Origin of the sequence: Nocardia sp. Root136 (assembly GCF_001427185.1) — a bacterium.
Lineage (GTDB): Bacteria > Actinomycetota > Actinomycetes > Mycobacteriales > Mycobacteriaceae > Nocardia > Nocardia salmonicida.
The window spans coordinates 799,932-822,230 of record NZ_LMFE01000001.1 but is presented as its reverse complement, the minus strand read 5'-3'; the positions used below and the strand labels follow the sequence as shown (position 1 = coordinate 822,230).

The 22,299-nt window shown below is 67.3% G+C and carries 23 protein-coding genes; 11 read left to right on the top strand and 12 right to left on the bottom strand.

Going from position 1 to position 22,299, the window contains the following annotated elements:
- Positions 1 to 3: 3 nt before the first annotated feature.
- Positions 4 to 969: a D-2-hydroxyacid dehydrogenase gene (locus ASD42_RS03965; protein ID WP_056810271.1), complete on the bottom strand. Its 966-nt coding sequence runs from the start codon at positions 967 to 969 to the stop codon at positions 4 to 6.
- A gap of 86 nt (positions 970 to 1,055) precedes the next feature.
- On the opposite strand from ASD42_RS03965, the gene ASD42_RS03960 reads away from it, so the two are divergent.
- From ASD42_RS03960 to ASD42_RS03945, 4 genes are all read left to right on the top strand, one after another.
- The gene (locus ASD42_RS03960; RefSeq protein ID WP_056810269.1) at positions 1,056 to 1,796 is read left to right on the top strand and encodes a maleate cis-trans isomerase family protein; all 741 of its coding nucleotides are present in this window, start codon (positions 1,056 to 1,058) and stop codon (positions 1,794 to 1,796) included.
- A 10-nt stretch (positions 1,797 to 1,806) separates the two neighbouring features.
- Positions 1,807 to 2,538 carry a maleate cis-trans isomerase family protein gene (locus tag ASD42_RS03955; RefSeq protein WP_056810265.1) on the top strand — a complete coding sequence of 244 codons (732 nt, stop codon included), beginning with the start codon at positions 1,807 to 1,809 and terminating at the stop codon, positions 2,536 to 2,538.
- A complete protein-coding gene (locus ASD42_RS03950) occupies positions 2,525 to 3,181 on the top strand; it encodes a GntR family transcriptional regulator (protein WP_056810261.1) in 657 nt (218 codons plus the stop codon). Before ASD42_RS03955 ends, ASD42_RS03950 begins: the two co-directional genes overlap by 14 nt.
- Before the next feature lie 72 nt (positions 3,182 to 3,253).
- Complete coding sequence (locus ASD42_RS03945; protein WP_200950373.1) at positions 3,254 to 4,111, top strand: isocitrate lyase/PEP mutase family protein; 858 nt, start codon at positions 3,254 to 3,256, stop codon at positions 4,109 to 4,111.
- A 32-nt stretch (positions 4,112 to 4,143) separates the two neighbouring features.
- On the opposite strand, the gene ASD42_RS03940 is transcribed toward ASD42_RS03945, so the two are convergent.
- On the bottom strand, positions 4,144 to 4,770 hold the full coding sequence (locus tag ASD42_RS03940; RefSeq protein WP_056810255.1) for a DUF305 domain-containing protein: 627 nt from the start codon (positions 4,768 to 4,770) through the stop codon (positions 4,144 to 4,146).
- Positions 4,767 to 6,422, bottom strand: coding sequence for an LVIVD repeat-containing protein (locus tag ASD42_RS03935; RefSeq protein WP_235569303.1), 1,656 nt, complete (start codon positions 6,420 to 6,422; stop codon positions 4,767 to 4,769). The genes ASD42_RS03940 and ASD42_RS03935 overlap by 4 nt, the downstream gene beginning before the upstream one ends.
- Before the next feature lie 230 nt (positions 6,423 to 6,652).
- Here ASD42_RS03935 and ASD42_RS03930 point away from each other — a divergent pair, with 230 nt between their 5' ends.
- Positions 6,653 to 8,401 carry a BCCT family transporter gene (locus ASD42_RS03930; protein WP_082844149.1) on the top strand — a complete coding sequence of 583 codons (1,749 nt, stop codon included), beginning with the start codon at positions 6,653 to 6,655 and terminating at the stop codon, positions 8,399 to 8,401.
- On the opposite strand, the gene ASD42_RS03925 is transcribed toward ASD42_RS03930, so the two are convergent.
- The 4 genes from ASD42_RS03925 to ASD42_RS03910 all read right to left on the bottom strand — a co-directional run bounded on the left by ASD42_RS03925 (position 8,398) and on the right by ASD42_RS03910 (position 10,960).
- Positions 8,398 to 9,318: a 3-methyladenine DNA glycosylase gene (locus ASD42_RS03925; RefSeq protein WP_371852117.1), complete on the bottom strand. Its 921-nt coding sequence runs from the start codon at positions 9,316 to 9,318 to the stop codon at positions 8,398 to 8,400. The two genes, ASD42_RS03930 and ASD42_RS03925, sit on opposite strands and share 4 nt — an antisense overlap.
- An 85-nt stretch (positions 9,319 to 9,403) precedes the next feature.
- The gene (locus ASD42_RS03920) at positions 9,404 to 9,733 is read right to left on the bottom strand and encodes a rhodanese-like domain-containing protein (RefSeq protein ID WP_056815357.1); all 330 of its coding nucleotides are present in this window, start codon (positions 9,731 to 9,733) and stop codon (positions 9,404 to 9,406) included.
- A 145-nt stretch (positions 9,734 to 9,878) separates the two neighbouring features.
- On the bottom strand, positions 9,879 to 10,307 hold the full coding sequence (gene arfB, locus ASD42_RS03915; RefSeq protein WP_056810250.1) for an alternative ribosome rescue aminoacyl-tRNA hydrolase ArfB: 429 nt from the start codon (positions 10,305 to 10,307) through the stop codon (positions 9,879 to 9,881).
- Positions 10,292 to 10,960 carry a TetR/AcrR family transcriptional regulator gene (locus ASD42_RS03910; protein WP_056810246.1) on the bottom strand — a complete coding sequence of 223 codons (669 nt, stop codon included), beginning with the start codon at positions 10,958 to 10,960 and terminating at the stop codon, positions 10,292 to 10,294. Before ASD42_RS03910 ends, arfB begins: the two co-directional genes overlap by 16 nt.
- Positions 10,961 to 11,082: 122 nt before the next feature.
- Between ASD42_RS03910 and ASD42_RS03905 the strand changes: the two genes are divergently transcribed.
- From ASD42_RS03905 to ASD42_RS03895, 3 genes are all read left to right on the top strand, one after another.
- Positions 11,083 to 11,871, top strand: coding sequence for an SDR family oxidoreductase (locus tag ASD42_RS03905; protein ID WP_056810243.1), 789 nt, complete (start codon positions 11,083 to 11,085; stop codon positions 11,869 to 11,871).
- A 25-nt stretch (positions 11,872 to 11,896) separates the two neighbouring features.
- Entirely contained in the window at positions 11,897 to 12,958 is a 1,062-nt protein-coding gene (locus ASD42_RS03900) for an NAD(P)H-dependent amine dehydrogenase family protein (protein ID WP_056810239.1), read from the top strand.
- Between the two features lie 83 nt (positions 12,959 to 13,041).
- On the top strand, positions 13,042 to 14,694 hold the full coding sequence (locus ASD42_RS03895) for an FAD-binding protein (protein ID WP_056810229.1): 1,653 nt from the start codon (positions 13,042 to 13,044) through the stop codon (positions 14,692 to 14,694).
- Between the two features lie 21 nt (positions 14,695 to 14,715).
- Here ASD42_RS03895 and ASD42_RS03890 read toward each other — a convergent pair whose 3' ends face one another.
- On the bottom strand, positions 14,716 to 15,690 hold the full coding sequence (locus tag ASD42_RS03890) for an alpha/beta hydrolase (protein WP_084787101.1): 975 nt from the start codon (positions 15,688 to 15,690) through the stop codon (positions 14,716 to 14,718).
- A gap of 120 nt (positions 15,691 to 15,810) precedes the next feature.
- Here ASD42_RS03890 and ASD42_RS03885 point away from each other — a divergent pair, with 120 nt between their 5' ends.
- The 3 genes from ASD42_RS03885 to ASD42_RS03875 all read left to right on the top strand — a co-directional run bounded on the left by ASD42_RS03885 (position 15,811) and on the right by ASD42_RS03875 (position 18,528).
- Positions 15,811 to 16,665, top strand: coding sequence for an SDR family oxidoreductase (locus ASD42_RS03885; RefSeq protein ID WP_056810226.1), 855 nt, complete (start codon positions 15,811 to 15,813; stop codon positions 16,663 to 16,665).
- Positions 16,662 to 17,771 (top strand): hypothetical protein, encoded by a 1,110-nt coding sequence (locus ASD42_RS03880; protein ID WP_056810225.1) that lies wholly within the window; start codon positions 16,662 to 16,664, stop codon positions 17,769 to 17,771. The genes ASD42_RS03885 and ASD42_RS03880 overlap by 4 nt, the downstream gene beginning before the upstream one ends.
- Positions 17,772 to 17,877: 106 nt before the next feature.
- On the top strand, positions 17,878 to 18,528 hold the full coding sequence (locus ASD42_RS03875) for a TetR/AcrR family transcriptional regulator (RefSeq protein ID WP_056810222.1): 651 nt from the start codon (positions 17,878 to 17,880) through the stop codon (positions 18,526 to 18,528).
- A gap of 31 nt (positions 18,529 to 18,559) precedes the next feature.
- Here ASD42_RS03875 and ASD42_RS03870 read toward each other — a convergent pair whose 3' ends face one another.
- From ASD42_RS03870 to ASD42_RS03855, 4 genes are all read right to left on the bottom strand, one after another.
- Positions 18,560 to 19,084 carry an SRPBCC family protein gene (locus ASD42_RS03870; RefSeq protein ID WP_056810219.1) on the bottom strand — a complete coding sequence of 175 codons (525 nt, stop codon included), beginning with the start codon at positions 19,082 to 19,084 and terminating at the stop codon, positions 18,560 to 18,562.
- Positions 19,081 to 19,440 carry an ArsR/SmtB family transcription factor gene (locus tag ASD42_RS03865; protein ID WP_056810216.1) on the bottom strand — a complete coding sequence of 120 codons (360 nt, stop codon included), beginning with the start codon at positions 19,438 to 19,440 and terminating at the stop codon, positions 19,081 to 19,083. Before ASD42_RS03865 ends, ASD42_RS03870 begins: the two co-directional genes overlap by 4 nt.
- Before the next feature lie 168 nt (positions 19,441 to 19,608).
- Complete coding sequence (locus tag ASD42_RS03860; protein ID WP_056810214.1) at positions 19,609 to 20,673, bottom strand: hemolysin family protein; 1,065 nt, start codon at positions 20,671 to 20,673, stop codon at positions 19,609 to 19,611.
- Positions 20,666 to 22,021, bottom strand: coding sequence for a hemolysin family protein (locus ASD42_RS03855; RefSeq protein ID WP_056815351.1), 1,356 nt, complete (start codon positions 22,019 to 22,021; stop codon positions 20,666 to 20,668). Before ASD42_RS03855 ends, ASD42_RS03860 begins: the two co-directional genes overlap by 8 nt.
- Between the last annotated feature and the right edge of the window lie 278 nt (positions 22,022 to 22,299).

Sequence of the window (22,299 nt, the reverse complement as noted above, 5' to 3'; positions counted from 1 at the left end):
CCTTCAGCCGGGCACGTACCCGAGCGTCTTGTCGACAACGTTGTCCAGCGGCAGACCGGCTGCCCACCTGCCGAAATTGTCGGTGAATGCGCGGACGATCTCGGTGCGCCAGCCGTGGAAATCGCCCGAATTGTGTGGCGTGAGCACCACGTTCGGCAGATCCCACAGCGGATGACCGGCGGGCAGCGGCTCCGGGTCCACCACGTCCAGTGCGGCCGCGGCGATCGAACCGTTGCCGAGCGCGGCGACGAGATCGTCGGTAACCACTAGTTCCCCGCGCCCGACATTGACAAACCTCGCATGCGGCTTCATCGCCGCGAACGCGGCGGCGTCGAACATGTGTCTGGTCTCGGCGGTGAGTGGCGCGATCGCGATCACGTAGTCGGCACCGGGCAGTTCGGCATGCAGATCGTCGCTGACAGTGCCGAAATCCGGGTCGCCGGTGCGGGCGCGACGTCCTACCGCGCGCACCGTCATCCCGGTGGCGCGCAACAATCGCGCGATGGTCCGGCCGATCGAACCGGTGCCGACGATCAGCGCCGTCGCCCCGGCCACGCGTTCGGATTCCCGGTGGCGCCACTCGTGCCGCTGCTGCAGCCGGATCGATCCGGGGAGGTCCTTGGCGAACGAGATGATCTGTCCGAGAACGTATTCGGCGATCGCGGTGTCGAAGACATTGCGGGTATTGGTGACCACCACATCGGAGGCGCGCAGTTGCGGAAACATCACCGGGTCTACGCCGACGCCGCCCATGTGCAGCCAGCGCAGGCGATCGGCGCTGGGCCACGCACCGGGTACGGCGCGAGTCTGGAAGTCGTAGACGAACAGCACATCGGCGCCGCGCAGCGCTTCGGCGAGCCCGTCGGCCTCGGTGTAGCGCACGTCGGCGCGCTCGGCAACGGGGGCCATGAGGTCCGATTCGGGCACGCTGTCACGATGTAGGACGGTGACAATCGGCCCGTTTTCCACATTGACACCGTACGATCAGATCGTATGATTGTCAACAATCCGATCGTGTTCGGAGGTCTGCCCGGCTGAGCGCGAGAGGGGCCGCAGTGGAGTTCAGCTTCCCGGACATCGAGGGGCCGGTTGCCCAACGAGGCATCGGCGTGATCGCGCCGTTCGACCTTGCCCTCGAACGGGAATTATGGCGGTGGGCTCCCCTGGAGGTGAGTCTGCACCTGGCCCGCACCCCCTATGAACCGGTGCCGGTGTCGCTGGCCATGGCCGAACTGGTGTCCAATCCGCTGCACCTCACCGCGGCGACGCACGACGTGCTGCACGTGGAGCCGGAAGTCGTGGCCTACCTGTGTACGTCGGGCAGCTTCATCAACGGCCTGGCCTACGAACGGTCTCTGCGGGAAGCGATCTGCCTGGCGGGCGCACCCGACGCGGTGACCACCTCCGGCGCCCTGGTGGAAGCGATCAAGCACCTCAACATCACCCGCATGTCGGTGATCACGCCCTACGACGAGATCCTCACCGGCAAATTGCACGAGTTCCTCGACGAAGCGGGTTGCACCACGATCAAGTCCGATCACCTCGGGCTCGGCGGCGGTATCTGGAAGGTCAACTACCGCACCATCGCCGAGCGGATTCTCGGCGCCGACGACCCCCGCTCCGAAGCGATCTTCGTCAGCTGCACCAACCTGCCGACCTACGACGTGATCGAGCCACTCGAACAGGCACTCGGCAAACCCGTCCTCACCGCCAATCAACTGACCATGTGGGCCTGCCTCGGCCGGATGAAGCTGCCCATGATGGGGCCAGGAAAGTGGCTGGTCAATGTCTTCTGAACGGAGCGAGATGCACACGCCGACAATCGGATTCATCTACCCCGACCACGCCGCCGAAGACGACTACCCCCGCGCGGCGGCCCTGCTCGACGCCGCCTTGCCGGTGGCCCACATCTACGGCACCGATCTGCACGCCGTCCCCGAACTGCTCGATCTGGGCAGCCCGGAGAAGCTGAGCCACGGTGCGGCGCTGCTCGCCCCCGAGGCACCGGCCGTCGTCGTCTGGGCTTGCACCTCGGGCAGTTTCGTCTACGGGCCCGAAGGTGCCCGCGGTCAGGTCGAGCGCCTGGCCGAGGCGGCCGGAGTGCCCGCCTCCAGTACGAGTTTCGCGTTCGTCGAAGCGGCGCGGGCGCTCGGTGTGCGACGGGTGGCCGTCGTCGCGAGTTACCCCGAGGACGTGGCGAAGTTGTTCGTCGAGTTCCTCGCCGACGCGGGGATCGAGGTGGTGTCGATGTCGAGCGCGGGCATCGACACCGCCGCGGAGGTCGGCACCCTCACGCCGGACCAGGTCCTGACCCTGGCCGTCACCAACGACCACCCCGACGCCCAGGCGCTGCTCATCCCGGATACGGCCATGCATACTCTCGAGGTGCTTCCGACACTCGAAGCCGCGCTCGGCAAGCCGGTGCTGACGGCGAACCAGGTCACCATCTGGGAAGGGCTGCGACTGGCCGGGGTCACCCCGTTCGTCCCCGCGCTCGGCGCGTTATTCGCGGAGGGGAGTCGGCATGTCGATCATTGATTTCGAGCCGGTCAACCAGCAGTCCACCGCGGAGATGATCGCCGACCGGCTGCGCGAGGCGATCATGCGCGGTGCGCTCGGCCCCGGCGCCCAACTCGGTGAGGCTGATCTGGCGACCAGTTTCGGCGTCTCCCGCGGACCCGTGCGCGAGGCCATGCAACGCCTCGTCCAGGAGGGCCTGCTGTTCAGCATCCGCAACCGCGGCATCTTCGTCATCGAACTCACCACCGACGACGTCGTCGACATCTACCGCGCCCGCACCGCGCTGGAAGGCGGCGCGCTCGACCTCATCCTCGACGGTCGCCGCGAGATCGCCTATGCCGCACTGCAATCCAGCGTCGCCGCCATGCGACTCGCCGCCGAAGTGGGTGACGCACCCGGTGTCTCCGACGCCGACCAGGCCTTCCACGAAGCCCTCGTCACCGCCGCGAACAGCCCACGCCTCGTCCGCGCCGCCCGCACCCTGCTCATCGAAACTCGCATGTGCCTCGGCGCCCTCCAGACCACCTACCCCGACCTGCGCGAACAAGCCCGCGAACACGTCGAACTCCACGAGGCGATCGGCACCGGTTCACCCGAGCGTGCGCGCGCCCTTCTCGTGGAACACATGGACGACGCGGTTCGCCGCCTGGGCGACCGCTAGCCGGGTGCGCCGGGTGCGCCTCGGGGCAGAATGGACCCGGTACGGACATCCCGACTCGCACCAGGAGTTCTCGTGGACAGCGAACAGCGGACACGCGCGCAGGCTTTTGTCGATCTACATCGCGCGGGTTGCTTCTTGTTGCCGAATGCCTGGGACGCGGGCAGCGCGCGGATGCTCGAGTCGGTGGGATTCCCGGCGATCGCCACCACCAGCGCGGGCGTCGCGTTCTCCTTCGGCCGTCCTGATCACGACTTCTTCACCGAGCACGGTGCGCACGGGCGCGTTGATCGGCCGACGATGATGCGGCGGATCCACGAGATCACCGGTGCCGTGCGGGTGCCGGTCAGCGCCGACCTCGAGGAGGGGTACGGGCCGGACGCGCAGGAAGTGGCGACCACGATCTCCCTCGCGATCGACGCCGGTGCGGCGGGCGGCAATATCGAGGACTTCACCGGCGACCGCACCACCCCGCTGTTCGACGAGGTACACGCGGTGGACCGGGTCCGCGCGGCGCGCGCGGCGGTGGCTGCCAGCGGCGAGCCGTTCGTACTCGTCGGTCGCACCGACGCGCTGCTCGTGGACGCGGGTCTCGACGAGGCGATTCGCCGCGCCAACTCCTACCTCGCCGCGGGTGCCGACTGCGCCTTCGTCCCCGGGGCCGCCGACGCCGCCACTATCGCCACCCTGGTCGAAGCGCTCGACGGCCCACTCAATGTCGTGATGGGACTGACCGGTGGTGCGCTGTCGATGGCCGAGCTCGCCGACCTCGGCGTCCGCCGGGTCACGGTTGGCGGCAGCATCGCCCGCCTGCTCTACCGCCACCTCCTCGACGCGGCGACCGAGCTCGCCGAACACGGCACTTTCACCTACGGCGACACCCAACTCACCCAATCGGCTCTCAACGCCCATTTCGCCGACCGCGCCGGGTGAACGCGCCGTTCGTTCGCGCTCGGTGATCTCGATCAGGAGGTGGGTCGGGCGCCTCGGAGGTCGAGGAGCATGCCGAGGTAACCCAGTTCCTGGCTCTGGGACTGGGCCATCGCGCGAGCGGCCTGTTTCACGGGGCCCGAGGCGAGCAGGGTGTCGGCGGCGCGGGCCATCGTGATTCCGCCCGCGTGGTGGCGGTACATCAGTTGCAGGAAGAGGGTTTCGGCGTCGGCCGCGCGCGCCGCGGCGAGGATGTCGAGGTCGGCGGTGGTCGCCATGCCGGGCATCGTGGTCGGCCCGGTGGTCGAGTGGTGGTGGGTTCGCGCCATCCAGGTCATCGGGACGTCGGCGGTGGGGGCCGCGCCGACGAGTTGGGTCCAGCCGAGCAGGGTGCCGATTTCCACGCGCTGGGTGTCGGCGATCTGGTCGGCCAGTCTGCGTACAGTGGGATCGGCGGCCGGGTCGAGGCGTTCGGTGAGGATGAGCGCCTGCTGGTGGTGGGCGGTCATGTCCTGGACGAATCCCAGCTCTGTCGCGGTGAGAACCGGTGCGGGCGTTGCTGTCTCGGTGACGAAGAGCGGTCGCAGTGCCGCGCCCAGTGCCAGCAGGAACAGCGCGGCCGCACCGGCGAACGCCAGCCTGATCACCCGACCCACGGTCACGACCCGACCGTGGACTGCTGATTCGCGGGCGGTGTGTACACCTCGTTGTCGAGCTGCAACACCATGAACCCGTTGTCGGAGCAGGTGACATAGAGCTGATCGCCCCGCCACTCCGGCGGGGAGAGACACCAGTCCGTGGACAGGTCACCGAACGCGATGTCGCCGGCCCGAGCGGTGAGCACCTGCGCCGGATCGAACAGACCCTCGGCCATCGACCGCAGCGCAGCCGGAGCACTCATCACCGGAATTCCGATGATCGAGGCCAGCGCGTGGGGCGAGTTCCAGATCTCGAGGTTACGGCCGGTGCGGGCAGGCGGATTGAAGTAGGCGATCTCGCGGATCTCGCCGGGATCGCGGACATCGAACACCCGGATACCGGAGGAGACCCAGCCGCAGGCCAGCGCGGTCGGGTTCTCGGGACGGTCGGCGGCGCAGTAGTGCGATTCGTAGGAGAACGCCGAACCACCCATGGAGGAACCGACACCCGCGTCGATATTGTCGGGCAGGTTGATCTCGAGTTTGATCTTCGCGGTGATGCGCGGCGCGCTGTCGTCGGACACGTCGATGAGTTTCACTCCGCCGGAACCGCCCTCGTCGACGGTGAACAGATGGGGCACGCCGTCATAGGTCACGGGCACGCTGTGCTGGGTGGCCCAGCCGTCGGTCCAGAACGTCCGGCCGAGATGCGGCACCTGCGGATTCGGATCGCGTCGCTGGACCGCGCTCACATCGAGCACGGTGAATCCACTGAGCGCGGAGATGTAGAGCCGGTCGCCGTCGGGACTCACACCGAGTCCGTGTGCCTCGATTCCGGTCAGTCCCTGCCAGATCACCCGCGGATTCGCCGGATCGGTGAGATCGATCGCACTGAGGAAACCGGGCACCAGGCCCGAGGCCCAATACGTGCGGCCATCGGGGGAGAAGCCGCCCTCGTGGGTCGTGATCGGCAGCGGCATCAGCAGATTCGAGCCGGTTCCCGGATTGAGCAGACGTGGATGCGCGCAATCGGAGATGTCGTACACCGAGAGGTATCCGGCCCCGATGCCGACCGGCACACCCGTCCCGACGAGCAGTTTTCGAGTGGTGTTGACCTTCAACGTCTCCCAGGTCCCGGCCAGCATCGCGGGTTCGGCGAGGGTCGCGGTCAGTCGCGGATTCGCCGGATCGGAGACATCGAGCACCTGAACGCCCGGGTGTTCGCTCAGCATGTTGCCGGGGAAGAACGTGCCCATGTAGGCGCAGTGTTCGAAACTGGTGGAGGTGATGCCCGCTCCGCGGCCGGCGTAGCCCCCGATCATCGACATATTGCAGCGATAGCCCTGCGTGCTGCGCCCACTGTCTCGGTCACCGGCGGGCACATCGCCCTGCAATCCGGTTTCCGGCAGCGAACCGGGCCCACAGTCGGCGCGCGGCACCGCCGTTCGACCCACATCGAGGAATTCCTGCACCGTGCCGGTCAGGTCGGCGCCGAAATCCGCTGACGCACCCGACGGCAGTCCGAGCGCCACGAGTGCGGTGATCGCGGCCGCTGCCACGTACCGCACCAGCGAATGTCGCCGGTGAATCGACTGCGGCGGGCCCGTCCCGGTGTCGCTCGGCCCGGACGCGGGTTCGGCGTGGGGTCGTGTGTCGGTGTGCGGACCTGGTGGCATCGTTGCCCTCCCCAATCAATGATGCGGACAACGTAACTGGCTCAGACAGTTGTGCCGCATCACGAATAGTAGGCCGTACGAATGGTTGCCGAAGGGTATTTCGGGGAACAGGGGTTTGGGCGGGGCTCGTGCTTCCCTCGGGCCGCCGCCGATACGCTGTACGGTTGCTCTGCACGACAAGCACGTCTGTAAAGGCGGGGAGTTTCCGCGATCGGAGAGGACTCGGATCCATGTCGAACGATGTCGTAGGAAGTTCCGGCGCCGCACCGCCGCCCGGCGGAGAGGTAGCCGGTGGATCGCCGGGCAAGCCCCGGCTGGATCTGCTCATCTTCTGCGCCACCGCGATCGGCGCACTCGCCTTCGTCGCCTGGGGTGTCCTCGACGACGAGGGCCTCGCCTCCGCGGCGAGCACCGCGCAGAAGTGGGTCATCACCAATACCGGCTGGTTGTTCGTGCTCACCGCGACAGCGTTCGTCGTCTTCGTGATCTGGCTGGCAATCAGCCGCTTCGGCCGGATCCCGCTGGGCGCCGACGACGAGAAACCCGAATTCCGCACCGTGTCATGGATCGCGATGATGTTCAGCGCGGGCATGGGTATCGGTCTGATGTTCTGGGGTGTGGCGGAACCGCTGTCGCATTTCGTGAATCCGCCGCCGCACACTGCGGCGCCCGGCTCACCGGCGGCCGCCGAGATCGCCATGGCCACCACACTGTTCCACTGGACACTGCACCCGTGGGCGATCTACGCCGTCACCGGCCTGGCCATCGCCTACGGCACGTTCCGAAAAGGCCGCTCGCAGTTGATCTCCGCGGTGTTCCGGCCGCTGCTCGGCCACCACGCCGACGGAATCGGTGGTCGCGTCATCGACATGATGGCGATCTTCGCGACACTGTTCGGTTCCGCCGCCTCCCTCGGCCTGGGCGCCCTGCAGATCGGCGCGGGCATGGAGTTCAACGGATGGATCGACGGGATCGGCAAGCTCGGTCTGGTGGCGATCATCTCGGCCCTGACCGTCGCCTTCGTCCTGTCGGCGGTCTCCGGGGTGGCACGCGGCATCCAGTGGCTGTCCAACATCAATATGGTGCTGGCCCTGGCTATCGCGGCGTTCGTGTTCATCGCAGGCCCGACGCTGTTCATCCTCAATATGCTGCCGACCTCGATCGGTGACTACATCGAGGCCCTGCCGACCATGGCTTCGCGTACCGGTGCGGGCGACGAGGCGATGCAGGCGTGGCTGTCGAGTTGGACGATCTTCTACTGGGCCTGGTGGATCTCGTGGACGCCGTTCGTCGGCATGTTCATCGCGCGGATCAGCCGCGGCCGCACCATCCGTCAGTTCGTCACCGGCGTGCTGCTGGTGCCGAGCGTGGTCAGTCTGGTGTGGTTCGCGATCTTCGGCGGAGCGGGCATCTTCGAGCAGACGGAGAACGGTGACCTCACCGAACCCGACGGCTCGGTCGACTCCGACTTCGCCCTGTTCCACCTGCTCGACCAATACCCGATCACCTCGGTGACCACGGTCGTCGTGATGATCCTCGTCGCGATCTTCTTCGTCTCCGGCGCCGACGCGGCCTCCATCGTGATGGGCACCCTGTCCGAACGCGGCAGTATCGAACCGTCGAAGTGGGTCGTCATCTTCTGGGGTGCGGCTACCGGCGCTGTCGCCGCGATCATGCTGGCCATCGCCGATTCCGACAATCTCGGCGGAGCGCTCACGGGCCTGCAAGCCTTGACCACGGTGGTGTCACTGCCGTTCCTGGTGGTGATGGTGGCGATGTGCGTGTCGCTGTACAAGGACCTGAGCGATGACCCGCTGATTCTGCGGATGGACCGTGGCATCGAACTGGTCGAGGGCGCCGTCGACCAGGGCACCGAACTGCACGAAGGCGATTTCGCGCTGGTCACCGAACCGGCGGTGGACGAGCCTTCGGCCCTCGACAAGAACGAGCGTCGCATCGTCTCCGACGATCGAGGCTAGGCCGTAGCGTCTGATCTGGCCTGCGCCGAGGACAACTCGGCGCAGGCCAGTCGCATGCGGCCGCGCAGCGCGTCAGCGGATTCGGCGATCGCGGCCTGGGCGCGAACGTATTCGGCTCGGCCGTTGGGGGTTTCGATGCGGACCGGCTCGTAGCCGAAATCGGAAAGGTCGTAGGGACTGGCTCGCATGTCGAGTTCGCGTGCGGTGCAGGCGAGTTCGAAGCAGTCGAGGAGCAGATCGGAGGAGATCAGTGGGGCGAGTTTGAATCCCCACTTGTACAAATCCATGTTGGCGTGCAGGCAGCCGGGCTGTTCCCGTTCCACCTGATCCGCGCGGGTGAGCGGTTCGACATTGCGACCCACCGCCTCCGGGGTGAAGAACCTGAACGCGTCGAAATGTGTGCACCGCAACGACATCGACTCCACCACCTCGTCGGTGCCCGCGTGGCCCAGACGCAGCGGAACCTGCTGGTGGCGCACCTCGTCGGTGCGATAGACCATGGCCCACTCGTGCAGTCCGAAGCACGACAATTGCGCCGGGCGCCGAGCAGTGGCGGTGAGCAGCCTCGAAACGAACTCGATCGTGTCCCGACGCTTGGCGAGATAGGCCGGATCGGCCGTGAACACACCCCTATCGTGCACAAGCTCGTGGTATCCCCGCGCACCCCGGTAATCGCCCGCATCACGCAGCGCGATCCCGAACCCCGGATGCCACCGCCGCAACTGCGCAGGCTTGTTGCCGTAGTACGTGAAGAGAAAGTCCACGACCGGATGGGTGGTTCCTGCCGCACGGCGTTCGAGATAGGGACCGACTAACCGATCGAGCCGATGACGGTGTGCGCGCGCGGCGTCCCGCCACTCGACCGCCGGCAATACCCGCAGGTCGAGAGCGTGGTCGAGATTGTCGCGTGCGCTCACCCAGATATTCTCGCGCACCGTTTCTGCTCGGTGGATTCGCCCTCGATCAGGTGTTGCGGTGGCCACTCCGCTCACCCCACCCTTCTCATGAAGTGAGCGGTCCACCGGCAGCGCGCCAGTCGATCAGGCCACGGCTCATGTTGACCGCTTCGAAGCCGTTCTCGACCAAGAGGTTCGCCGCGCCCGCGGAGCGAAGGCCGCCGGTGCAGAAGGTGATGAGCAGACGGTCCTCGGGGAGGTCCCTACACAGCGTGGGGAGCACCTCGAGCGGCATGTGCACGGCACCGGGGATGTGCACTCGATTCCACTCGAAGTCACGGCGGACGTCCACGATGACCGCGCCCTCCGCGACAAGGCGCACCGCCTCGGCGGCGCTGATCGCCGGGGGTCGGCGTAGGTAATGACGGAAGCTCACGCGCAGCACCTCGCTCCGTGTACGAGAGGGAAGGTGCCCGGCGCGGCATCGAGGCGAGACAGTGGCAGACGCTCCATAACCTTCAGCTTAACTGAAGGTTGTTCAGCGGGGCGGCCTGTCTTGCCGGCGACGCCCTGGTCGTCGGTCAGTCGTCAGGGGAGGCGCGGCGGTTGCGTTTGGTGACGCCGCGCCGCTTCTTCGCGGAGATGCGACGCTCCTTCGCGCCGCGCGAGGGCTTGGTAGCGCGGCGAACGGGTGGCGGGGCGGCTGCGGCGTCACGCAGTAACGAGGCCAGGCGTTCGCGGGCGGCGGCGCGGTTCTGCAGCTGTGCGCGTTGTTCCGACGCGGCGATCGTGAGAACCCCGTTGACCAGGCGGGTGGCCAGGCGCTCGAGCATCCGGGTGCGCAGCCACTCCGGCACCGAGGGCGAGTTCGCGAGGTCGAACGACAGCTCTACTCGGCTGTCGGTGGTGTTGACGTGCTGGCCTCCTGGACCAGACGACCGTGAGAACCGCTCCCGTAACTCGGACGCGGGGATCACCAGCGCCCGAGTGACGGTCAGGTCCTCTGCCATGATTCGACGCCGCTTCTTCCACGCGACACCACACCGGGCGCGCTGACGGGAGCGGCGAGTGATCCGGCGAGCATGTCGATGATCTCGCCCCATGCCCGCGCATCGCCTGCCCGCGCATCCCCGACCTCCGCCGCGCGTTCGTGATCGGCCAGGAGCGCGAAAAGCATGGTGGTCAGCGCCCGCAACCGCCGCACCCGCAACCGCGGTGGCAAGGTGGCGAGTTCCCGGTCGAGGCCCTGCATGATGACGCGCACCGAAGTGCGTTCCGCACTATCGAGATTGGTCGCATCGGAGACGGCCGGATGTGGGTGGATCTGCTCGAGGAATCGCGCGTAATGCCGAATCCCGTGCCGCTCACCGAGCTCGAACATCGGCACCACAAGGGCTTCGAGCAGCCCGTGCAACCCTGGCGGGCGACCCGACCCCGCTTGTTCGGCGAGTAATTCCAGCCGCCGCACCTCCAGCGTCGCCAGCCGGAACTCGACCACCGCTTCGATCAGCCCGTCGCGGGAGCCGAAGTGATACTGGATCGCTGAATTGTTCCGCTGACCTGCGGCAGCGGCGATATCGCGCAGCGGTACCGACCGTCCGTGTTCCGCGATCAGACGCTCCGCCGCGACGATGATGCGTTCCCGCGCTGCTGTCCCTGCCACAGTCCGCACAATAGTCGCTCACCAGCAGGTATGAGAACTTGTACTTGACAATTAAGCGCCAGTTCTTAAAGATTCCTGTGACCGCGACCACACGCGGCCATATCGGAGAGGAGCTTTTCGACATGATCCTGGATACCTTCCGGCTCGACGGTCGCGTTGCCATCGTCACCGGAGCGGGCCGCGGAATCGGCGCGGCCACCGCGCTCGCGCTGGCCGAAGCCGGCGCCGACGTCGCCATCGCCGCCCGCACCACCGAGCAACTCGACGAGGTCGCCGGGAAGATCCGCGCCCTGGGCCGCCGTGCCGTCACCGTGTCGGCGGACCTGTCCGACCTGGCCGCGGTGAAAGCCTTCGCCGACACCGCCGCCGCCGAACTCGGCCGCATCGACATCGTGGTCAACAATGTCGGCGGCACCATGCCCAATACCTTCATGACCACCTCCCCGGAGTTTCTGGAGGAGGCTTTCCGCTTCAATGTGTCCACCGCGCATGCCCTCACCCAGGCCGCGGTGCCGTACCTGCTGGAGTCGGACGGCGCATCGGTCGTCAACATCTCCTCGATGATGGGGCGCACCGCCGGCCGTGGCTTCCTCGCCTACGGCACCGCCAAAGCCGCCCTCGCGCATTGGACCCGGCTGGCCGCCACGGACCTGTCCCCACGCATCCGCGTCAATGCCATCGCGGTCGGTTCGGTACTCACCTCCGCGCTGGATGTCGTGGCGCGGCAACCGGAAATCAAGGCGGCCATGGAAGGCGCGACTCCGCTGGGTCGACTCGGCGAACCCTGGGAAATCGGGGCTGCCATCGTCTACCTCAGTTCACGCGCCGGCGGCTACATCACCGGCAAGATTCTGGAGATCGACGGCGGCATCGAAAGCCCCAATTTCGAACTCGGCCTGCCCGACCTGTGATCCACGCCCACACAAAGGATCTGACATGACCTACCGCGTCATCCAATGGAGCACCGGAAATGTCGGTGCGCGAGCATTGCGTTCCATCATCGCCCGGCCTGAACTGGAACTCGTCGGCGTCTGGGTGTCGAGCTCCGCCAAAGCGGGTAAGGACGCGGGCGAACTCGCCGGGCTGTCTGTCGAAACCGGCATCACCGCCACCACCGATGCCGATGCCCTGGTGGCCATGAAACCCGACTGCATCGTGCACACCGCCATGGCCGACGACCGGCTGATGGAATCGGTCGAGGATCTGAAACGGTTCCTGCGCGCCGGGATCAACGTGGTCTCCAGCAGCCCAGTCTTCCTGCAGTACCCGTACGGAACCCTCCCTGACGAGGCGATCGCCCCGATCATCGCGGCCGCCGAGGAGGGCGGCGCGTCCCTGTGGGTCAACGGCATCGATCCCGGCTGGGCCAACGACTGGCTTCCGCTGCTGCTCTCCAGCGGCTCTGAGCGGATCGACCGCATCATCTGCTCGGAGATCATGGACTACTCCACCTACGACAATCCCAAGGTCGTCTTCGACATCATGGGTTTCGGCAGCGAGCTCGACGCCCTGCCCATGCTGCTGCAACCCGGCGTCCTGACCCTTGCCTGGGGCAGTGTCGTCCGACAGCTCGCCGCTGCTCTCGATATCGAACTCGACTCCGTGACACAACATTTCGAACGGCTACCGGCCACCGAAGAACTCGCCGTGGGCAACCGCACCATCGCGCAGGGCGCCGCGGCGGCGCTGCGCTTCCAGGTGCACGGCATCCGTGCCGATCGCGAGGTCCTGACTCTCGAGCACGTCACCCGCCTGCACCCCGACCTGGCTCCGGATTGGCCACAGCCCACTGGAACGGGTTGCTACCGGGTCGAGATCCAGGGCGAACCGGATTATCAGCTGGACCTACAGCTCTCCAGCAACGGCGACCACGCGCTCGCCGGAGTGGTCGGTACCGCCGCCCGCCTGGTCAGCGCCGTCGCCGCCGTGGTCGAAGCCCGCCCCGGCCTGCTGACCGCCACCGATCTTCCCCTCACCACCGGCCGTGGACTGATGTAGCGGGGCTCGGATCGGTGACTCGCCGCGCCGCAATCTAGAACACGTTATAGTTCGTCTTCTAGAACACGTTATAGGCGGCGGCGATGCGGTCGGCCTCTGCTCGGAAGGTGAGACAAGTGCGGGCCTGGGACGATGCAGCCGATGTCGTGGTCGTCGGATACGGCGGTGCGGGAGTGGTCGCGGCGCTGGCCGCGCGGGAATCCGGCGCCGAGGTCCTGGCCCTGGACCGGTACCTGGGTGGCGGCGCCACGACGCTGTCGGGTGGCATCGTGTACGCGGGCGGCGGCACGTGGGTGCAGCGCGAAGCGGGCATCGATGACGACGTCGACAACATGCTCGCGTACCTGGAGGCCGAGGTCGGCGACGCGGTGAGCGCCTCGACGCTGCGCCGATTCTGCGAACAGTCCGCGGCGATGATCGACTGGCTGACCGAGCACGGCGTGCCCTTCCAGGCGTCGGTGTGCCCGTACAAGACGTCGTACCCCACCGATGACTACTACCTGTACTACTCGGGCAGCGAAAACTCCGGCCGCTACCGGGATCTCGCGAAGCCGCGCCAGCGCGGTCACCGCGTCCACGGCCCCGGTGTGTCGGGCAAAGCGCTGTTCGGGCCGTTGGCCGAGTCGGCGGCCGCGCATGACGTCCGTGTCCGGACCGGCACCAGGGTGGCACGGCTCGTCGTCGAGGAGGGTCGGGTGACCGGCGTCGAGGCGGTCACCATCGACGGTGCGCCCGCGGCGGTACGGCGCCGATTCGCCGCGCTCGCCCGCATCTCGGCGAAACCCGGTGTGTACCACCAGGGTTTGCGCCGGGCGGTGGAAGTGCTGCTGGCCCGGATCGAGCGCAAGTACGGACGGCCGGTCAGGATCCAGGCGAGATCCGGCGTCGTGCTCACCACGGGTGGGTTCATCGCCAATGGCGAGATGGTCGCTCGGCAAGCTCCCGAATATCCGTGGTCGCAAGGACTGCCGCTGGGTAGCGCGGGCGACGACGGCAGCGGCATCACCATGGCGCTCGACATCGGCGCGGCGAGCGGCAAGATGGACGCGCTGTCGACGTGGCGTTTCATCGCCCCGCCCAGCGCCTTCTTCGGCGCTGTCGCGGTGAACTCCCTCGGCAGGCGCATGATCGACGAGTCCCGCTACGGCGCGGCGCTGGGCGCGGCCATCGCCGCCAGTCCGGGCCACCGCGCCTGGTTGCTCATCGACTCCGACCTCGAGGCCGAGGCTCGCAGGCAGATCGGCACGCAGTCGGTGTGGTTCCAGCGCATGCAGACCGAGCGTTTGCTCCGGATCGGGCGCGTCACCGGCAGCACCGTGGAGGAGGTGGCCGCACGTGCCGGGATCGACCAGTCCGCGCTGCGTGAAACCCTCGACGCGCACAACCGGGCTATCGAGCAGGACCGGCCCGATCCGTTGGGCAAGCCCGACGACATCCGTCGTCCGATTCGTACCGGACCGTTCACCCTGCTCGACATCTCGTTCAAGGCGCGGCTGACCTACCCCATGCCGATGCTCACCCTCGGTGGTCTGCTGGTGGACGAGGACACCGGCGCTGTGCGCCTCGAGACCGGGGGAGTCGTTCCGGGACTCTTCGCCGCGGGGCGCGCGGCAGTCGGCATCTGCTCGAACTCCTACGTCAGTGGACTGTCGCTGGCCGACTGCGTCTTCTCCGGGCGGCGGGCGGGCATGCACAGTGCCCCGGCCGCTTCCGTGCAGGTGAACACTCTCGGGTGATGCCGGGCCCGGCGTCGGAGATCACGCGAGCGTCCGATGCGGCGGGCCGTCGGCGCGATCGAGAGCGGTGACGAACGTGCGCACCTGCGCCAAGGCGGCGACAGCTTCCGGGACGGCCAGGTATCCCGCCTGGAAGACGTGCACTTGGCCGGCCCAGACCCGCAGGTCGCAGTGCACACCGATGCGGCGGGCGGTCGCCGCGAGGTGTTCGGCGTCGGCCTGCAGGATCTCGAGGCCGCCGACTTGGATGAGCATCGGCGGAAATCCGGGGACGATCCCGGCCGCGACGTCCAGGCGGGGATCGGCGAGGTCGGCTCCGGCGAGGTACATGCCGATCAGCCGGTGGGCGGTGGTGGCCGAGGCGTACGGGTCACGCAGGGCCGGTTCCTTCGTGGCGGCCAGTCCCATGGTGAGGTCGGCCAACGGCGAGAACAGCACCAGCCCCGACGGTTGTGGAAGTCCCCGGCGGGCGAGCTCGCCGACGAGGGCCAGCGCCAGGTGCCCGCCCGCGGAATCTCCCGCGACGACGATATCGGCGGGTCGATGTCCGCGGGCGAGCAGCCAGAGGTAGCCGCGCACCGCGTCCTGATGCGCTGCGGGGAAGGGGTGTTCGGGTGCGAGCCGGTATCGCAGGGCGAAGACGGGGCGTCCGCAGGCGCGACCCACCCGCGAGATCAGACCGCGGTGGGTGCCCGGCGAACACGAGAAGTACGCACTGCCGTGCAGGTAGTAGACGATCGGTTCCTTCGGTTCGGGTAGTGCGTTCACCCACTCGCCGCGCACCGAGACATCGGCGTCTGCCCGTTCGTGCACGGGAAAGCGTGCCACTGTCCACGACGGCATAACCAGGCGCAGCCCGTGCATCGCCGATCGTCCGATGCGGGTGCCTGCCCGAGTCGCGGGAAGCAGCGAGCCCAATCGGCGCACTGTCAGCAGCATGACCGCGGCCACGGCCCGGCTGGCGCGCGACGGTGTCGCGTCGAGATATCGATCCATGGCGCACATCATGCGCGGACAACGGGGCAACTGACAAGAAGTCATGTCAAAACTTCTCGAGATCCTGTACGTTGCTGACATGACACCATGTCAAATCGAGGACGCGGAGGTATCGCTGACATGCGACGGCCAGTAACAGGGCGGGTCATCGCGGTGACCGGCGGTGCCCGTGGGATCGGAAGGGAGATCGCCGCGCAGCTCGCACGGGCGGGCGCGCGCGTCGCGATCGGCGATATCGACGGATCGGCGGCCCGCACCACCGCCGCCGAACTGGGTGCGCGGGTGCGGGGATTCGACCTCGATGTCGCCGACCGGGCGTCGTCCGCGGCGTTTCTGGCCGCGGCCGAGCAGGGGTGGGGTCCGCTCGATGTGCTCGTCAACAATGCCGGGGTCATGTGGGTCGGCCCGTTCGACCGGGAACCCGAGGCCGTGCGGCGGCGACAGTTCGACGTGAATGTGCACGGCGTCGTCAACGGGGTGACCCTCGCCGCACCGGCCATGCGCGCCCGCGGCGCCGGGCACATCGTCACCGTGGCCTCCGCCGCGTCGAAGCTCGCCCCACCCGGTGAGTCTTCCTATGCCGCGACCAAGCACGCGATTCTCGGCTACCTGACCGGGGTGCGCGCCGAATTGCGCGACAGTGGCGTCGACCTCTCGGTGATCATGCCGACCGTGGTGGACACCGAATTGGCGACGGGCACCGACAACGGCGGGGTGGCATTGCTCCAGCCCGCCGACGTCGCTCGCGCGGTCGTGCGGGTGATCGAGCGCCCCCGATTCGAGGTGACCGTCCCCGGCTACATCGGACCGCTACTGCGCTTGGTCAACGTGCTCCCTGGCTTCCTGCGGGATCGTGTGCTGCTCGCCATGGTGCCGGATCAGGTTGCTGCCGTTCATGATTCGTCGAGCCGGTCCGACTATGAACACCGGGTCTATGACCCTGCCTCCACTCCTACGTCAGGAAATTCGCGATGACGACAACCGATGCTCGCGGCGATGTCCGGCCGATTCCGGAGTTCGCCGGGGTCCACGACGTGTGGCCGCGCGGCGACCGCCTCGAAGCCGTGCGCGAGGCCGCAGGCCGCTATCGCGAGCGGTTCCTCCGACAGGGGCAGGTGCGCGCGATCAAGAGCTTCGACATCGCCGCCGCCCCGTATCCGCAGCGGTTCGCGTTCCAGGGCTATTCGATCGGGCCCAACCCGATGATCTCGATCATCAACCGGATGTTCGTGGTCCAATTCGAGGGATTCGACGGCGCGCTGCGAACACTGGTCTGGGAGCCCACCGTCGCGGCCGGGTCGGGCAAGGCCCCGTTCTACGCGAAGCTGCAGAAACTCTCGCGCACGCTGCGCGCGGACTCGCTGTTCGTCAAGTACTACAACGATCCCGAGGCGGTGCTGCCCCGACTCGGTTTGCGCGGCGAGGATGTCGACTACGTCAGCTTCGACCATCTGCACGTGCAGGACGTCCGCATGATCATGGGTAGCGACCGGACGATCGACGGTGAGGCGGGCCCGCGTGACTCGCTGTTCCCGAACGCGCGGATGCTCGTGCAGCGCAAGGAACTCGGCACGCTGGAATCGGTGCACCCGATGCAGTGGGCATGGTACGTCGACGGCGGCATGGATGGCGTGCCCGCCGAGCGACTGCAAGTCCTCGACGGTGACGTCGAATTGGGTGTCGGGGTCAGCCTGCTGTGGACGCCCGGGCACACCGACGGAAATCACTCGCTGTGTGTGAACACGCCCGACGGCGTCTGGGTGTCTTCGGAGAACGGGATGGCGGCCGACAGCTGGCAACCGGAATTGTCCAAGATTCCCGGGGTCCGGCAGCAGGCCGCGTTCTACGGCCGCGAAGTCGTGCTCAACGCGAATACCCTCGAGGACTCGCTGGATCAGTACGATTCCATGGTCAAGGAGAAGACCATGGCTTCCCGGTCGCCGCGCGATTCGCGCTGGTTGCAGGTTGTGCCGTCGTCGGAATGCGCGAACTGGAAGCGTCAGTGGCCGGTCGTGCCGACCTTCACCCACGGTGGACTCGACTACGGGACGATCACGATACCGCCGCGCGCCACCGTCTGACGCGGTGCTCGCTACCTCGCCCGATTCTGATAAGGGTTCATGTCGGAATCGGGCGCCTGGATAGGATGGAGGCTCCGGAAGTCGGGTAGACGGATGCGGGAGGATTGTGACCGAGACCGAGACCGCGTCGCGCCGTTACGGCGGGCGGGACAAAGCGAGTCGAAGCGCTGAGCGTCGAGCCGCTCTCCTGGCGGCCGGCCTGGAACTCTTCGGCACCATCGGCTATCCGGCGTCCTCGGTGAAGAAGATCTGCGATCGAGCGGGTTTGACCGAACGGTACTTCTACGAGTCCTTCACCCATCGCGAGGCATTGCTGAGCGCGGTCTACGACGGTGAGATCGAACAGGTCCGCACCGCCACCCTGGCGGCGCTGGCGAGCGCTGAACCCGAGCTGGCTCCCCAGGCGCACGCCAGTGTCGAGGCTTTCGTCCGAACCGTGGCCGCGGACCCTCGTCGTGCCCGTGTCATCTTCATCGAGGTCGTCGGCGTCAGTTCCGCACTCGAGGTGCACCGCCGCGCGGTCATGCACGAATTCGCCCAGCTGATAGCCGGTTTCGCCGAAGCCTATTTCCACATTCCCGCCACTGAGCGGCTGGCGATCGCGGCGATGCTGTTCGCCGGCGGCATGACCGAGCTGATGGTGGACTGGACGCTGGCCGACACACCGCTGCCGCTCGACGATCTGATCGACGTCGCCGTGAGCATCCTGATCCACGGCCTCGGAACCCTCGATCCCCTACCCGCCGAACAGTCGTAGTCGAGCACCTTGCGGGACAAGCGAATCCCGCTCAGTCGGCGCGTCCGAATTCCTTGCGATAGTGCTCGGACAGTGCGGGGTAGTAGTCCTCGAAGTTCACCGTGGCCGGGTCGCGGTCGGCCTCGGCGGCGACCAGCCGGTCGAGGTAGTAGTCCCAGCCCGGTCCGACGTTCTCCGCCATGGCGGGGTCGGGCACGATCTGGGCGAAGGTCAGGGTCGTGATGCCGCCTTCCTCGGCGAGATCGAGGCGCAGCTGCCAGTGTTCGGGGTTCTCCCCGTCGTAGGGCATGGAGGTGGTGACCCGCAGCCGGCGCGGGGCGTCGCATTCGTCGATCCGGAATCGCTCGGCGGGCATCTCGTCCTCGAAGAGCATCTGGAACTTCACCTCGCCGGTCGTCGGGTCGCCGGTCCAGGTGCCGAGCCAGCGCGCGAGTCGCTGCGGCTCGGTGACGGCGGCCCAGACGTCCTCGATCGGCGCGCGGAAGGTTCGGGTCCATTCGCAGTAGGTGCCGTCGGCGAGGTCGCGGCGGTGTCCGGTCGCAGTGGGGGTGGTCATGCGGTCTGCTCCTTGTCGGTGCTGGTGGTGCCTCGGCGTTCCCGAGTGGTACGGCGTACTTCGAGGTCGAGACCGTCGAGCGCGTGCTCCGGAATCGGCGGTCGGATCCGCTGCAGCTGCGCCAGATAGTCGTGCAACGGTGCGAGCCCCGCGGGGGCGAGGCGATAGTGGCGTTCGCGACCGTGCTGTTCGGCGCAGACCAGACCGGCATCGGCGAGTATCCGCAGGTGCTTGCTGATCGCCGGCCTGCTGATGGGGTATTCCGCGGCGAGATCGACGACCCGGGCCGGTGCGCCCGCGAGGCGCTCGAGTAGGTCTCGGCGCACGGAGTCGGCCAAAGCCTCGAATACGTCCACCCCTTAATTGGTAACCGATTGGTTACCAATAGTCAAGCGTCGACCTCGGGTGGTGACCGACTGATAGCACAGGACACGGCCCGACCAATGGGTCGAGCCGTGTCCCGGTGTATCTGTGTGTGGACCTGTCACCACGTGTGTCGTGCGCGAGATCGGTTGGCGCAGGTCCTATTCGGCGAGGCGGTGGGTTCCGTCGCGCACGGTGCCGACGAACTCTTCGATCAGGTCCTCCAACGCGACCACGCCGACGGTGTTGCCGCGACTGTCGACCACCCGTCCCAGATGGCTGCTGGTGCGGCGCAACCGGGCCAGCGCTTCGTACAGCGGAGTGCCGGTGCTCACGGTGGGCAGTGGGCGGATGTCGGTGCGGGGGATGACGGTGTCGGGGCCCGCGTTGTCGTCGGCGACCTCGTCGAGGACATCCTTGATGTGCAGGTAGCCCACCAGGGAGCCGTCGGAGGCGGCGACCGGATAGCGGGAGAAGCCGGTTTCGGAGACCGCCGCTTCCACCTCACCGAGGGTGGTTCCGTTGCCGATCAGCGGTACCGATCTGGCTTGGGCCAACGGGACCATCACATCGCCGACGATCTGTTCGGAGGTACCGAGGGCCTGGGTGAGCCTGCGGTGTTCTTCCTCGTCGAGCAGTCCCTCGGAGCGGGATTCGCCGATCATCTCGGCCAGTTCCAGCGTCGAGACCGTGGCGTCGAGCTCGTCCTTGGGCTCGATCCGCAGCATCCGCAGCGTCATGTTCGCGGCGAGGTTGTACAGCGCGATCAGCGGTCGGGCGATCCGCAACCACATCAGGTGGATCGGCACCAGCAGCAGCGCCGACCGTTCCGGGCCCGCGAGGGCGATGTTCTTCGGCACCATCTCGCCGAGCAGGATGTGCAGGATCACCACGATGGTCAGCGCCAGCGTGAAGCCCACCGGATGCAGCAATTGGTCCGGCAGACCGAGCAATTCGAACGGCCGCTCGATCAGGTGCGCGATCGCGGGTTCGCCCACTCGGCCGAGCAGGATCGAGCAGATGGTGATGCCGAGCTGGGCCGCGGCCAGCATGATCGACAGGTTCTCACCTGCTTCGATCACCGTTTGGGCCTTCTTCTTCCCTTGCGCGACAAGGGCTTCGAGGCGGTCGCGGCGGGCCGAGATGAGCGCGAACTCCGCGGCGACGAAGAACGCGTTACCTGCCAGGAGTACGACGGTGAGTAAGATTCCGAACAGGTCACCCATGAGTGTTCTCCCGTGCCGAGAGGTTGGCCGCGTCGACGGGAATCAGCCGAACACGGTCGATACGCCGTCCGTCCATTCGTTCCACGCGGGCGATCCAGCCGCCGCCGGAACCGCGGGATGCGGGCAGTACCACTTCGTCACCGGTCACCGGGATGCGGCCGAGCTGGGCCAGAACCAGCCCGCCGAGGGTCTCGTATTCGCCCTCGGGTGCGTCGTAGCCGGTCGCGCGCGACACCTCGTCGATGCGCATCAGGCCCGAGCAGTCCCAGCCGTCGGAGACCCGGCGCACATCGCGCTCCTCCTCGTCGTGCTCGTCGCGCACGTCGCCGAGGATCTCCTCGATCAGGTCCTCCATGGTCACCATGCCCGCGGTGCCGCCGTATTCGTCGACGACCAGTGCTACCTGCATGCCGTCGGCGCGGACCCGCTCCAGGACTTCGTCACCGTCCAAGCTGGCGGGCACGATCGGCACCGCGACGGCCAGCTTGCTGAGCGGGATCTGCTTGCGCAGTTCGCCCGGATGGGTGAACGCCTGCTTGACGTGCACCACGCCGAGGGTGTTGTCGAGGTCGCCGTCGACCACAGGGAACCGGGAGTAACCGGTGCGCGCGGCGGCGGCGATGAGATCGGCGATGGTGTCGTCGCGGTCCAGCGATTCGACCTTCACCCGTGGCGTCATCAGATCCTCGGCACTGCGCTCACCGAATTCCAGCGAGCGGTCCATCACCTGCGCGGTGCGCTGATCCATCGCGCCGCGCATGGCGGAGGTGCGTACCAGCGAACCGAGTTCCTGGGGCGAGCGGGCCGAGCGCAGTTCCTCGGCAGGTTCGATGCCCAGCCTGCGAACCACCCAGTTGGCGGCGCCGTTGAGAAAACGGATGAGCCATTTGAACAGGGCGGAGAACCCGATCATCGGACCCGCGGTGACCCGGGCCACCATCATCGGCTCGGCGATCGCGATGTTCTTCGGCACCAATTCGCCGTAGATCATCGACAGCGATGTCGCGATGATCAAGGCCAGCGCCAACGAGACACCGTGCGCAGCGCTTTCGCTCAGTCCGATGCCGTCGAGCAGCGGGTCGAGCAGTCGGGCCAGCACGGGTTCGGCGATGTAGCCGGTGATCAGGGTGGTGATGGTGATGCCGAGCTGGGCGCCGGAGAGCTGGAAGGACAGGGTGTGATGAGCCTGTTTCACCAGCCGTGACTGGGTGTCACCTTCGCGCGCGGCCGCTTCGACGGTGCTGCGTTCGAGGGCGGTGAGGGAGAACTCGGCGGCGACGAACAGGGCCGTTCCGAGGGTGAGGGCGACGAAGCCGAGCAGGCTGAGCACGGTCAGAACGACGGACATCCTCAGCACCACCCGAGGGGTGCGACAGGGAAACCGGGAGATCGAACGGACGCTGCGGAAAGGAGGACGCCGGGTTTGTCACCCGGCTCCGTAGAGGAGCCCTCCTGTGTGGCGCCCTTGGACGCGGGTGACAACTGGATCCTTTCGGGGCGGGAGTCGAGCATGTGCCGTGATCGGCTACTCCATAGTAATCGGTGCCCTCCCATGATGTGTCAGCGGCGCGGCCTCGGACACGGCGACGGCGGCCGATCGAGGGTTCGATCGGCCGCCGTCGCGGG